This window comes from Arthrobacter sp. TJ-238, assembly GCF_058269215.1.
Genome location: NZ_JBZCNH010000005.1, coordinates 126,976 through 140,958 on the forward strand (window position 1 = coordinate 126,976; position 13,983 = coordinate 140,958).

A 13,983-nucleotide genomic window follows, 5' to 3' on the forward strand; every position below is an offset into this window, starting at 1 on the left:
CGTTGGTCCCGGACAAGCTTATAGGTAGTTGCTCCGGCGTCAGCCGCCTGAGCGGGATCGAGCAAGCCCTGATCCCATCGGATGCTCACAGCTGCCCCCTTCGCACAGGGTGGCCGACCGGTTTGTTGGTTACGGCCCGCAAGCCTCTATCTCGTAGATCCGTGCCCCATCGCCACTGGTGTCGACCAATCGGAGATCTTCGGGATCGACTCCGATGATCGTCAAGCCCTCCATATCCTGGCGATGAACGATGTCGGGCAGGTACCGGCGGTCGTCGTCGTAGAAGTGGGTTACGCCATATTCATCGAGGAGTTCACAGATCCGCGGGTCCGTGTCGATACGGTTGAAATTTTTACCGAGGTATCTGGCATTCGCGTCCCACGACCCGGACATTGTCCTGAAGAGCGTGTCGACCTCCGCCAGTGAGTACACGAGGGCCGCACCGGATGTCGGATCCCCCAGTACCACTGCATCGTCGGGCAGCCTGGCGCCCATCCGCTCGATGAGTTCCAGTTCCGGAAGGCTTGCAAGCCCGTCATCCCACTCGAGGTGTTCCGAGTAATCGGCTGCGAGGCGGGCGGTCCGCTCCTCGGTCCTGAGCTCGGCCGTCTGCGGGTACAACAGCGCCGCAGTCCCGACGAGCACGACGAGTGATGCCCCGGTCGCTGTTGCGGGTCGACGTAACTTCACGTTCCGACGCGCCGCGAGCGACACCATGGCGTCGATGGTGCGCAGGACGGCGTAGGAAACCAGCAGGCTCGTGAAGATCGGTACCAAGCCTCCCAACCTGACCGGGTCTGAATACCAGAACCCGACCAGCGGCCGAAGCGCAGTCTGCTCTCCTGCCGCGACGACGTAAAGCACGATGCTTATTGTCCAGCTGACAGAGACCCAACGATGCTCCCGCAGGACCAGCGTCATGGTCACACCGGTGAGAGCCAGCAGACCGGCCAGCCAGAACGGCTCGGTGTTCCCGTGATACAGGGGCGCGAGCATGGTGTCGAAGATCGCAGCACCGATGGCGTCCGTTGCCGGACCGACTGGTGTCGTCTCGAAGAAGAACACGGATCGCAGGCGTGGAACAATCATCACGGCCATCCACGCGAGAGCGATTCCGACCACGGGCACCGCCACCAAAAACGCTGCCCGCACCTTCGTCCCCCGCCCTGCCGCCCTGGCCACCATTGCTCCGTAACGCTGCAAGAGGAAGGGGGCGGAGAGGAAAACAGCCGCGATGGGCGCGGTGGGATGGCACAGCGCCGCGCCGGCGAGAGCGATCGACAACACCGCGGACAGTCGCATTCTGGTTGCAGGGTCCGTGCTGCGCGACGTGACCACGAAAATCAGCGCAATAAGGGCAGGCACCAGCGCCGTCCCCATCGCCGCCGGCCAGACCGTGCCATACGAGATCATGCGGGCCGGGAAGGCGACGAATCCGGACGCGACGACAGGAGCGAGCAGAGGCATCCAGGCGAGCTTCGGAAAGGCCACCCGCGCGAGATAGGCGATGGACAGTGGCCAGATGACACATCCCAGTACGAGGGCTGCGACGTTCAGGCTGACCGTCACGGGCAGATGGCCGACGGTCAGGCTCACGAGATCGTGCCATGCCCCCGGATAGTAGCCCGGTTCTCCGTTGGTCGTCGCTACCGCTCCGAGATTGAGACTCGAACCGTTCCCGGTGTCGATGATGTACCGGATGGCACTGTGATGGAAGACGGAATCCCACGTCAGCGCAGGGTAGTCGGGTTTTCCCATCCCGTCTCGAAGGGGAGCGAAACTGACGATGCCGGCGACGAGGACGCCCGCCAACGGAGCGAAACGGCGCATTCGACGCGAGGGCCGTGATTCCCGGGGCTGGGCGACGATCGCTGTCTCCGCCGCTTCGCCGGCCAGTGGACGATTCCTCGCAACGGGAACGCGCACCAGCAGTGCAAGTGCCAGGACCGCCACCGCGGAGAACCCGAGGTAGGTCCACAAACTCCAACGAATTCCTGCGAAACCGAAAACGACTGCACCGACACCGCCGAGGCCGAGCGACAGAGCGGGCGCCACAGCAAATGCTGCCAGTCCCCGCATTCGTCCGACCAGAGCCAGCACGAAGCCGGGTACGAAGAACGTCGCCAGCATCGCGGCCATGACAGGGATCGTCTCTACCCAGCTCATCGGGGTCGACGCCCGGTCATGCCGCTCGTCGACCTAATGATGACCCCTCAGAGCGGCTACCGCTTCTTCCACCGACGCATCGAGCACCACGCGTCCGTGATCCAGGAGCACGCCTCGGCGGCAGACCTTCGACACGAGGTCCAGGTCATGGCTCACGACGACGAGTGTCTTACCCGCTTGCCCCAGTTCCTTGATCTTCTCCAGGCACTTCTTCTGGAAGGGCTCGTCTCCCACGGCCAGGATCTCGTCGATGAGGAAGATCTCGGGGTCGGTGTGGATGGCGACGGAGAAGGCCAGGCGGAGGTACATGCCCGAGGAATAGAACTTGACCTCGGTATCGATGAACTGGCCGATCTCCGAGAAGTCGAGGATGCTCTCGAAGCGTTCGTTGATCTGCTCCTCCGTCATGCCGAGGATGGCGCCGTTCAGGTACACGTTGTCGCGCCCACTGAGGTCGGGGTGGAAGCCGGCGCCGACCTCGATCAATCCGGCGACTCGTCCCCGGGTCCGCACAGTGCCGCTGTCCGGCAGCATGACGCCCGAGATGTGCTTGAGCAGTGTCGATTTACCCGAGCCGTTGAGACCGAGAAGCGCGACCGACTCACCCTGCTCGACCTGGAGCGAGACGCCATCGAGCGCATGGAACTTCTGCGAGAGATCGCCCTTCCGCCCCTTCACGATCCAGACGAAAGCCTCCTTGATGGAGCGTGTGTGCCGGAGAACGAACTGCTTCGAGATCGACTGCACGTCGACTGCAATGGCCACTGTTACAACTCCTGAGCGAATCGGCCCTCGAGGCGCCGGAAAGTGAATTGACCCGCCAGGATCACGACGAGCGCGATGCCGAGCCCGATCGGCGTCCAGACGTCGAGCAGGTTCGGAGGAACCGCCAGCAGCGGGTCCGTGCGGGGGAAACTGGTGGTCGGCATCCAGAAGGCGAAATGGAACAGCTCGACGGCAATGGTCAGCGGATTGATCTGGTAGATCGTGTGGAGCAGCTCACCAGCGTCGACTCCGAAGGCGTCGACCAATCCGTCGCGGACCATCGTCCAGGAGTAGAGCACTGGTGAGGCCCAGGTGGCGATCATCAGGAGCATATCCACGAAGTTCTCCGAATCGCGGAAGTAGACGTTCGCAGCACCGAAGAAGAGTCCTAGACCCACTGCGAGCATCGTCACGATCGCGAACCCGGCGAACGCTGCGGCGATTTGCACCGGACCCGGCGACCAGCCACCGATGAAGCAGGCGATCAGCAGCACGAGCAGCTGGGGCACGAAGTGGACAGCCGAAACCCACACGGACGCGACGGGGAAGAGCTCGCGCGGGAGGTAGATCTTCTTGATCAGTCCGCCGTTTCCCACGATCGAACGAGCCGCATTGCCCAATGCCTCGTTGAAGTAGTTGATGAGGACGATGCCGGAGAACAGGTAGATGGGATAGTTCTCCGTATTGCGGTTCATTCCGAGGAAGATCCCGAGCGCGAACCAGAAGACGACGAACTGGACACCTGGCTTGACGTAGGACCAGAGGAGGCCCAGAACGGAGCCCCGGTAGCGGACCTTCAGTTCCTTGGCGACGAGCAGACGCAGCAGGTAGCGCGAGCGCAGGACGTCACGAAGACCGCCACCGAATCCCGGCGTCGTCAGTTCTGCTCCTGCCACGCTATTTGCCCTTTGACGAGTGGGACTCAAAGGTCTTCTTCCATGACTCGAAGGACGTGATCTCTTCCAGTGCCTCGCGATACTGCTCACGCAGCGCGGGCCAACGGCGGAGGATCTCGGCGTTCAGGCGGGCGGCTTCAACCAGAAGGGATCGCATCTCCCGAGGGTCACGCCGGTACCAGGAGGCACCGGTACCTTCGGCATTCGAGACGACCGCACTGTCGTACTGCGACATGCGCCACCACTTGTTGTCCTGGTGGGCGATGAACGCCTGGGGCCTCTCCTGGCTGGAGGAGGACACCGGCGAGCTGAGTTGCCGGACGACCGTCTTCAACGCCCATGGGACGAGTGTGGTGTAGGACGGCGCTCGGAACCCCTGTCCGTTCCGTGGAGGCTTGTCCATCTTCGGGGTGGGGAAGGTGTCCGGGTCGGATTCGATCTTGGCGTCGGAATACGCCTTCGCCATGGTCCGGATCTCGGGCAGCTTCGTACTCAGGATCGCGTGCAACTGATCCGGCCCCTTGAGGACATCGCGCATTGCCATGACCCGTCCGCGGGCCGTGTGGTACTGCATGGAGACGAGGTGCTTGATATCCGAGTAACCCGATTCACGAACAACGCGCCCTCCGTGCTCGTACGGGCTGTGCAGGAGCGCAGCGACGATCCGGTTGCGGGTGTGGAAGTACGCTTGCCAACCCACCATGTCGTCCTTGTCGATCCACGAGACGTGCCATACAGCCGCCCCCGGCATCGACACCGTCGGGTAGCCGGCCTTCTTCGCGCGGAGTCCGTACTCGGCGTCGTCCCACTTGATGAAGATCGGCAGGGACAAGCCGATCTCCCGGATCACCGTCGTGGGGATGAGGCACATCCACCAACCGTTGTAGTCGACGTCCACCCGGCGGTGCAGCCACGGGGTGTGTCTCAGGTTGGCACGGGCGAAGTCGTGTCCGAGGACCTGCTCGGGCAGTGGCTGATCCGGCTGGAACCGGTACGGGTTCACGATCTCACCGAAGGTGTGCAGGACTGTCCGGTTGTACAGGTCGAACATATGGCCGCCGACGATCGTCGGCGACTTGCAGTGCGTTGCGAAGGACAGGAGACGCGGGATGCTTTCCGGCTCCACGACGACGTCGTCATCGAGAAGGAGCGCGAAATCACTACCGTTCTCCACGGCTTCGTACATGCCACGCGCAAATCCCCCGGATCCGCCGAGGTTGTCCTGATCGATGATCCGCAGCTTTCCGCCCAACTGAGCACGGACGGCGTCGAACCCTGGTTGTTCCGCTACTTTCTGCGTCCCTTGGTCGACGATGAGGATCTCGTGCACGTCCTCGATCGCGCTGGGGTTCTCGGCGAGGATCTGGAGGTTGTTGAGGCAGAAATCAGGCTTGTTCAGCGTCGTGATCTCGAGCGTGATACTTCCGCGCTCAGGTGCCTCGCCCTCCGCGAGCCAGTCGGCGTCCTTGAGCACGAGGCTGTCATTTCCTGCCACGACATCGAACCAGTACCAACCGCCGTCCCCGAAGGGCTGAAGCGACAGATCGAAGGTGGTCGTGGTCTTCCCCTCGACCCTTGCGGTCTCCACGTGCTGCAGGGCTCCCCGCGCATTCGATTTGTAGACCGACACGACTCCGGAGCCGTCCGTGCGTACCCGAAGACGGACCTCCCGCAGATGCGTCCAGCGCCGCCAGTAACTTGCAGGAAATGCGTTGAAGTACGAGCCGAACGAGACTCGTTCACCCGGTCGCACGGACGTCGATCGACGGGACCGCACGTCCTCGACATGCAGCTCCGTCGTCGAGTCCGAGGCCGGTCCAGCGGTCGTCCGACCATTGCCGACGGCAGTGCCGTCATTGGTGTTCAGCTGGATTCCGAAGGCACTGCCTGTGTCCATGTACAGCGCAGCAGTGTCCATCTGGCTCTGCTGTGGCAGGACGATCCGCTGCAGGGTGTGCCATTCGAGATCGCCGTCCATCATGGCATCCGCCGTCGTATCCATTGCCTTCTGTGTCACGCGTCTACTCCGCCGCTCTCGAGCTTCTGCCCGCTGGTGAAGTGCGGGGCAATCTTGTTGTCGAACATGCTGAGGGCCGATCCGATCGCCATGTGCATGTCGAGGTACTTGTAGGTCCCGAGGCGCCCGCCGAACAGCACCGACTTCTCGCCCTTCGCCAGGTCGCGGTATGCGAGCAGCTTCGCCCTGTCATCGGCGGTGTTGATCGGGTAGTACGGCTCGTCGTCCTTCTCCGCGAAGCGCGAGTACTCCCGCATGATGACGGTCGCGTCCTTGGTGTAGTCGCGCTCCGGGTGGAAGTGCCGGAACTCGTGGATGCGGGTGTGTGCCGCGTCCTCGTCGGGGTAGTTCATGACCGAACAGCCCTGGAAGTCCTCGATCGGGAGGACCTCCTCCTCGAGGTCGATGGTGCGCCAGGAGAGGTCACCCTCAGCGAAGTCGAAGTACCGGTCCACGGGGCCGGTGTAGATGACCGGGACCTGGCCGAGGGTGCTGGAGCGCGAGTAGTCGTGGCCCTCGTCGAAGAAGTCCGTGTTGAGGTGGACGTCGATGTTGGGATGGTCCGCCATCCGCTCGATCCACGCCGTGTAGCCGTTGACGGGCAGACCCTCGTACTTGTCGTTGAAGTACCGGTTGTCGTAGGTGTAGCGGACGGGGAGCCGGGCGATGATTTCTGCCGGCAGGTCCTTCGGGTCGGTCTGCCACTGCTTGCCCGTGTAGTACTTGATGAACGCCTCGTACAGGGGCCGGCCGATGAGCTGGATCCCCTTGTCGTTCAGGTTCTGCGGATCCGTCCCGGCGAGTTCCCCGGCCTGCTCCTGAATGAGGGCGCGGGCCTCGGCGGGTCCGAGAGCGGTGCGGAAGAACTGGTTGATGGTGCCGAGATTGATCGGCATCGGGAACACCTCACCCTTGTGGCGGGTGTAGACCTTGTGCACGTAGTTCGTGAACTCCGTGAAGTTGTGGACGTAGTCCCAGACGCGCTCGTTCGAGGTGTGGAACAGGTGGGCGCCGTAGCGATGGACCTCGATCCCGGTGCGAGCCTCGTTCTCGCTGTAGGCGTTCCCACCGATGTGGTGCCGCCGGTCGAGCACGGCCACCTTGAGGCCGAGCTGGGTGGCCGCCCGTTCAGCAATGGTCAGGCCGAAAAAGCCCGATCCAACGACAACGAGGTCAACGTTCACAAATGCTCCTGGATTGATTCGAACCACGGACATGCCCGCTTAAGGCTACCCGACCTGACATGCCGCGCTCCGCATCACCGCGCTCACAGGCCCTGCAGCCACCACCGCTGCACCGTGCGGCCGGCCGTAGTCCACAACCCATCGATCGCCGCCCGCACAGGACCGATTCCGCCCTAGCCTCGGACAGAGTCACCAACCCAGGAGGCCTCCATGGATCTGCACGTCACGCTCACCAGCGCTCCCCCGGTCGCCTTCCCCGCCCGCGAGATCGTCGTCGACACGCTGGCGCTGCCCACGGGCTCCGCGCTCGCCGACCGGCTCGGAGCAGCAGGGTACGAGGGGCCGCTCACCATCGACGGCGCGTCGCTGACGGCGATGACCGCAGGCGAGGGCCGCCTGACGGACGGCGCGGTGATCGTCTGCGGTGCGCCTGCAGCACGGGACGTGCGGGCGCGGGTCCCTCCGCTCGCCTTCGTCGTGCACGCCGGCCCGGACGCCGGCCAGGTGATCCCACTCTCACGCGGCAGCTACACGATCGGGCGTGCGGGCTGTGACATCGTGATCTCCGATCCCGCACTCTCCCGGCGGCATGCACTGCTCACCGTGGCCGGGGACACCATCGTGCTCGAGGATCTGTCATCCGTGAACGGCACCTTCGTCGACGGGGAACGGATCAGCACTGCGCACATCACGGTGTCGGCGACCCTGCTTCTGGGCGGGAGCCGGTGCCGCGTAGACCTGGTCGACGACGACGGCTGGCGCTACGTCTCTCCCGCGGACGTGCTCGAACCCGTGCCCGTCGCGTCGGAGCCTCCAAAACGACCGTCCCGCCTCCTCGTCCTCACCGCGGTGCTGCCGCTGGTCCTCGGCGTCGTCCTCGCCGTCACCACCGGGCTGTGGTTCTTCCTCGCCTTCAGCGCCCTGTCGGCCGTGACGGGGCTGGTCCCCCTGCTCACCCACCGGCGGGATGCGCGCGTCTTCGCGGACGCGGTGCGGGACGCGGCGGGGCGGGACCGGCAGCGGCGGGTCGCTGCGGTCCCCGACCCGGGGCAGACGGCCCTCGATGCCCTGCGTGCCCGCCTCCGCGCCCCCGCCGGGCCCGCGGCAGGCGCGCCGCCGCTCTCCCCGGCGATCCTGCTGAGGCTCGGCACCGCCGATCAGCCGGCGAACCTCGCCGCCGGCCACGCGGCAGCGACGTTCACCCCGCCGCTCCTGGCCGATCTCCCGCTGGTGCTGCCCGTCCATCCGCGCAGTGGCGCCGGCGTGCCGCCACTCGGATGGACGGGTACCGACGAAGCGGGACAACGACCCTTCACGGTCGCGGGCGAGGCAGCGGCCGTCATGGGCCTCCTGCGTGCCCTGCTGCTGCAGGTCGCACACCCCCTCCTGGGAGCGCCACCCGTGGTGTGCTGGGGTCCGGTCCGGCACCTCCCGCTCCCTGCACGGTTTCTCCCGAACGTCCTGCTCACGCAGGACCCGCGGGTCCTGGCAGGCATCATCGAGCAGACGGACGTCCTGCTCGTCTTCCAGGTCGGGGCGGATCCACCGAGGTTCGCTCGCCGCTCCGGCGTCACCGTCGTCCGTTTCCTCCCGGACGACAGCGCCGCCGACACACCGACGAACAGCACCGCACTGCCGTCCGCCGGCATGGTGATCACGGCCGACGGCGCCCGGGCACACATCGATGGGAGTGAGTACCGCCTCCTTCCCGACGGGGTGTCGGAGCGGACCTTCGAGCGGACCGCCCGGGCCCTCGCCGGGGCCCCACGGGCCCCTGGCGCCGTGACCGTCCGCCGCCCGGGTGCGGGGTGTGCCGCCGGAGCACTGCCGGCCGCCGTCGCCCTCTGGTCCGAGTCGCTCCGACCGGACACCCTGGCGTCGTCGATCCCCGCCCGATGGTCGGCGGCCGACGCGGGGCGTCCGGTGGCCCTCATCGGGCGGTCCGGCACCGGCCCCGTATCGATCGATCTCGTGAGGGACGGGCCGCATCTCCTGAGCGCCGGCACCACGGGCTCCGGCAAGTCCGAGTTCCTGCGGACCCTGGTGCTCGGGCTGGCACTCGGTCAGCCCCCCGAACAGCTGTCCCTCCTCTTCATCGACTACAAGGGCGGTTCGGGCCTCGGCGCGCTCGCGGCACTCCCCCACTGCGTGGGAAGCCTGACGGATCTGTCCTCCGAATCGACGGCGCGCGCCCTGACGTCGCTGCGGGCGGAACTGCGACGCCGCGAACGTCTCTGCGCCGACAACGGTGCCCAGGACCTGGAGGAGCTGCGCAGGATCATCCCGCCTGGCTGCCCGCCCCGGCTCGTGGTGGTGATCGACGAGTTCCGGATGCTGGGCGATGACGTCCCGACCGCGGTACCGGACCTGATGAGGATCGCCGCGCTCGGACGGTCGCTCGGCGTGCACCTCGTGCTCGCGACGCAGAGGGCGCAGGGAGCCGTGACGCCGGACATGCGGGCGAACATCACGACGTCGATCCTCTTCCGGGTCCAGACCGCGATGGAGTCGCAGGACCTCCTCGGCTCCGGAGTGGCGGCGGACATCCCCGTCGACATCCCGGGCCGGGCGTTCCTGCGCCGTGGGAGCGAACCGCCCGTCGCCGTGCAGGTCGCGTCCTCGTCCGACCTCCCGAGGACGAGCGCCACGCCCGGGTGGCAGGACGTCGTGACCTATCTCGAAGAGCCACAGAACGGCGGACTACCCCGGGAGACCCGCACTCCACACAGCACGGGCAGCGCCGGCGGCACCATCGCCGATGCCCGCGGTTCCGCAGCCCCCGCGCCGACCGTGCTCGGACGGGCGGTCGCCGGGCTCCTGGCCGCTGCGGGCGGGGTGGCTGCCCCTCGTCCGTCCCGCCCCGTCCTGCCGTCGCTTCCCGGCCGTCTCACCCTCGCAGCCTGTGCCGCGTTCCCACCGGCCGATCAGCCGGACAGCACTGCCGACAGCTCCGCCGAAGCTCCCGGGGTGCCCCTGGGAGTCATCGACCTGCCCGACCGACAGGTGCAGCGCCGGCTTCAGTGGGATCCGCACAGCCACTCCCACCTCGCCCTCGTCGGACTTCCCGGCAGCGGTGCCTCGGACGCCCTTGCCGCCGTGGTGGCAGCCCTGCCCGCGGCTGAGCCGGACCTGCACCTGTACGTGCTCGACGGGAACGGAACCCTCGGCGCCTGCTCCGCGGACCCGCACGTCGGGGCGTACGTGCCGCCCGACGAGGCGAAGCGGGCGGGCCGCGTCCTCGAACGGCTGGCCGGGTTGCCGCCCCGGAGCCGGGAGGACACCGGCCCGGTCGTCCTCGTGGTCACGGGCTGGGCGCGATGGAGCAGCCGGTTCCGCACCGGCCGCCTCGCACGGGCCGAGGACGACCTGCACGGCCTCGTCCGGGACGGAGCCCGGAGCGGAGTCACGGTCCTGATCGACGGTGACCGTGAAGTGACCACCTCACGGCTCTTCGCCTTGCTGCCGAATCGCATCTATCTGCCCCTCGGCGCGCATCAGGAGACGACGATGACGTGGCCGAGGATGCCGCCGATCGACCCCGTCCCGGGACGGGGGTTCGCCCAGGGGCGGATCACCGGCAGCTGGGGCGACGGCACCTGCCAGCTGCTGACGGAACCCGGTGCCGCCGCGGGGCCGGCGCGCCCGCCCGCACGGCCACCGTTCCCGGTGCATCCGCTCCCCCGCGTGGTGCTCCTGTCGGATCTCGTCGCGGCAGGGCGGATGGCAGGGGCCCGGCCGGGCGAGGAGGACCTCCTGGTGGGCGTGCACGGCGACGACCTGCGGATGTTCTCCGTCGCCCTGCGCCCCGGAGAGGTGTACCCGGTGCTGGGCCATGCGGGGTCCGGCCGCTCGAACACCCTCAGGGTACTGGCGCACGCGGCCGCATGCCTGGCTCCGCCGTACTCCGTCCTGGCGCCGCCGATCGGCGCCTCACGCGCCGCTGCGCTCGCCTACTGGCGGGACCTCGTCGGAAGCCGCGCGGATCCGGACTCGGCCGACCGGTACCTCCTCGTCGTCGATGACGCCGACCGGCTGCCCGCCGACGTGCAGCAGACGCTGTCGGGATTCGTCGCGCGGGGCGCAGCGGCCGTGCTGGCCGCCGCTCCCGGTCCTGCGCTCATGACGCGCATGCCGCTCGCGCTGAACGCCCGCGCCGCGGGCCGGGGACTCGTCCTCGCGCCGAGGACGGCGGCCGACGGCGACCTCCTCGGGGTGCGGCTGGACCCCGACGGGCCCGTCATCCCCGGCCGCGGGTACGCCTGCGATCCCGCAGGCTTCGTGGAGGTACAGGTCGCCCGCGCGTCGGACGACCAGGAGGAAGCCGGCGCCCCTTCCGGGCGCGTCGGGCCCTACAGCGCCTTGTCGGACCCGGTCGTCCGGACGGTGTACTCGACGACCGGCCTGGAGAAGAGCGTCACGATGACGACGGCGGCCGGGACGAGAAGGCCCAGACCGACGAGGGGTGAGCCGGTGGAGAAGTAGGGGAAGGCCAGGATCACCAGGAACAGCTGGACGACGAGCGAAGGCGACCGCGGCCAGCGAAAACCCGCGAGGAGCTGCCGCGCCAGGGCGATCAGACCCGCACCGACGAGGAGCAGGAGGACCGCCATGAACACGGATCCTCCGACCGAGAGGGCATCGGCCCGGAAGGCCGTCATGACGAACCCGGCAGCGGCCACCAGCAACGCGATCGCCTCGAGCACCAGGATCACCGCGATCAGGACGACGCCGGGAGGACGACCGGAGGGGGGCAGGGCGGGATCAGGAACCACCCTCGAACCCTACCCGACGCCCTCGGCGGCATTCAGGAGCCGATGGGATCGACGAAGGTGCTGTGATAAACCCCTCACCCGCACGGCCAATCGAACCTGTAAACCCCTTGTTTACCCGCAGGTAACGTGACAGCCTTAAAACCAGTGGATACCCGGGGGCCCAGAGTCGGCCCCCTTTACTATGAGCCCGCTCGTGAATGTTTTCACAAATACGGAGCGCGGTCGAAGGAGAATGTGATCACCATGGATTGGCGTAGTCGCGCAGCCTGCCTGGACAAGGACCCGGAACTGTTCTTCCCGGTCGGCAACACCGGACCGGCGCTTCTTCAGATCGAGGAGGCCAAGAGTGTCTGCCGTCGCTGCCAGGTGCAGGACACCTGCCTGCAGTGGGCCATCGAATCCGGGCAGGACGCCGGAGTATGGGGCGGACTGAGCGAGGACGAGCGCCGGGCGCTGAAGCGCCGGGCCGCACGGGCACGCCGCGCGTCCTGATCGATCCCGGGTGGCGACACCCGGTCGAGCGGACAGCGGGAACGAAGACCGAAGAAGGGCCGCCCATCGGGCGGCCCTTCGTCGTCGGTGCAGACATCGGTGCAGACATCGGTGCGGTCACCGGTGGAAAGTGTCCGGGTGTCAGGCCCCCTGGTTCAGGCGCAGCGGCAGCTCGATCGTGACGGAGGTCCCGCCGCCGCCGCGCGTGCGCCACTCGATGGTCCCGCCGAGTTCGCTCGTGACGAGCGTCCGCACGATCTGCAGTCCCAGTCCCTCCGCATGCCCGCCGGCCGGGAGGCCGACGCCGTCGTCGGCGATGGTGACGCGCAGGATTTCCTCCCCGTCGACCACGGTCCGGCGGTTCGCCATGAGCCACACGGTGCCCGCCCTGCCGGAGAGCCCGTGCTCGACGGCGTTCGTCACCAGTTCGTTGATCACGAGGGCCAGCGGTGTCGCGAGGTCGCTCGGGAGCTCCCCGAAGTCGCCGCTCCGCTCGGTGCGGACCGCCTGCGACGGCGAGGCGACCTCCGCGGAGAGCCGGAACTGACGTGAGATGAGCTCGTCGAAGTCGACGCTCTGCGCGAGGCCCTGCGACAGCGTCTCGTGGACGAGGGCGATGGTGGACACGCGGCGCATGGCCTGCTCCAGCCCGAGCTTCCCCTCCTCACTGACCATCCTGCGGGACTGCATCCGCAGGAGCGCGGCGACGGTCTGGAGGTTGTTCTTGACCCGGTGGTGGATCTCCCGGATGGTGGCGTCCTTGGAGACCAGTTCCATCTCGCGGCGGCGGAGTTCGGAGACGTCCCGGCAGAGCACGAGGGCGCCGAAACGCTCCTTCTCGTCACGCAGGGGAATGGCGCGCAGCGACAGGCTGACGCCGCGCGAACCGATCTCGGTGCGCCAGGGCATGCGCCCGGTCACCACCAGGGGAAGCGTCTCGTCGACCATCCGTCGGTCCTTCAGCAGCGCCGTCGTGATCTCCGCGAGCGGACGGCCCTCGAGGGTCTCGACGTCGCCGAGCCGACGGAAGGCGGACACTCCGTTCGGGCTCGCGTACTGCACGATGCCGTCGACGTCGAGCCTGATCAGGCCGTCACCGACGCGGGGGGCGCCGCGGCGGGAGCCTGTGGGCGTCGCGAAGTCGGGCCACAGGCCCAGCGTCCCCATCCGCAGGAGGTCGTAGGCGCACTGCCGGTAGGTCAGCTCGAGCCGCGACGGCATCCTCGAACTCGACAGGTCCATGTGGGTCGTCACGACGGCGAGCGTGCGGCCGTTGCGCACCATCGGCACGGCCTCGACGCGCATCGCCATCTCCGTGGTCCAGTTCGTCTCGCCGGACCGCTCGATCTTCTGCGACTCCCAGGCGACGTCGACGAGTGGCTGCAGGTCGGCACGGATCCGCTCACCCACGAAGTCGCTGTGGAAGACGGTGTGCGACGTCGACGGCCGGGCGTGGGCCAGCGCGACGTAGCCGCCGCCGTCGAGGGGGAACCACAGGGCCAGGTCGGCGAAGGCGAGGTCGGCCACCATCTGCCAGTCGCCGACGAGGAGGTGGAGCCACTCGGCGTCGCCGGGTTCGAACCCTGTGTACTCGCGGATGGGGTCGGTGAAGATTGCCATGGGATCTCTCTGTTGCTCGGGCCTGACACGGCGGCACGATCCGTGCCCGGCGCGAGGACCGGCCGGACCTG

General features: G+C 67.4%; 8 protein-coding genes. 2 read left to right on the plus strand and 6 right to left on the minus strand.

Annotation, left to right across the window (positions count from 1 at the left end):
* Positions 1–129 precede the first annotated feature (129 nt).
* The 5 genes from AC4D2O_RS12165 to glf are packed head-to-tail and all read right to left on the minus strand — an operon-like array spanning position 130 to position 7,028.
* Positions 130–2,139: a DUF6541 family protein gene (locus tag AC4D2O_RS12165; RefSeq protein WP_490907621.1), complete on the minus strand. Its 2,010-nt coding sequence runs from the start codon at positions 2,137–2,139 to the stop codon at positions 130–132.
* A 60-nt stretch (positions 2,140–2,199) separates the two neighbouring features.
* A complete protein-coding gene (locus AC4D2O_RS12170) occupies positions 2,200–2,931 on the minus strand; it encodes an ABC transporter ATP-binding protein (RefSeq protein ID WP_490907622.1) in 732 nt (243 codons plus the stop codon).
* 2 nt (positions 2,932–2,933) lie between these two features.
* On the minus strand, positions 2,934–3,827 hold the full coding sequence (locus AC4D2O_RS12175; protein WP_490907623.1) for an ABC transporter permease: 894 nt from the start codon (positions 3,825–3,827) through the stop codon (positions 2,934–2,936).
* A 1-nt stretch (position 3,828) separates the two neighbouring features.
* Positions 3,829–5,829 carry a glycosyltransferase gene (locus AC4D2O_RS12180; RefSeq protein ID WP_490907838.1) on the minus strand — a complete coding sequence of 667 codons (2,001 nt, stop codon included), beginning with the start codon at positions 5,827–5,829 and terminating at the stop codon, positions 3,829–3,831.
* Between the two features lie 11 nt (positions 5,830–5,840).
* On the minus strand, positions 5,841–7,028 hold the full coding sequence (gene glf / locus AC4D2O_RS12185) for a UDP-galactopyranose mutase (RefSeq protein WP_490907624.1): 1,188 nt from the start codon (positions 7,026–7,028) through the stop codon (positions 5,841–5,843).
* A gap of 210 nt (positions 7,029–7,238) precedes the next feature.
* Here glf and AC4D2O_RS12190 point away from each other — a divergent pair, with 210 nt between their 5' ends.
* Both AC4D2O_RS12190 and AC4D2O_RS12195 read left to right on the plus strand, forming a co-directional pair.
* Positions 7,239–11,510 carry an FtsK/SpoIIIE domain-containing protein gene (locus tag AC4D2O_RS12190; RefSeq protein ID WP_490907625.1) on the plus strand — a complete coding sequence of 1,424 codons (4,272 nt, stop codon included), beginning with the start codon at positions 7,239–7,241 and terminating at the stop codon, positions 11,508–11,510.
* Positions 11,511–12,043: 533 nt separating this feature from the next.
* On the plus strand, positions 12,044–12,292 hold the full coding sequence (locus tag AC4D2O_RS12195; protein ID WP_055769355.1) for a WhiB family transcriptional regulator: 249 nt from the start codon (positions 12,044–12,046) through the stop codon (positions 12,290–12,292).
* Between the two features lie 141 nt (positions 12,293–12,433).
* Here AC4D2O_RS12195 and AC4D2O_RS12200 read toward each other — a convergent pair whose 3' ends face one another.
* Positions 12,434–13,912 (minus strand): sensor histidine kinase, encoded by a 1,479-nt coding sequence (locus tag AC4D2O_RS12200; protein ID WP_490907626.1) that lies wholly within the window; start codon positions 13,910–13,912, stop codon positions 12,434–12,436.
* Positions 13,913–13,983 lie beyond the last annotated feature (71 nt).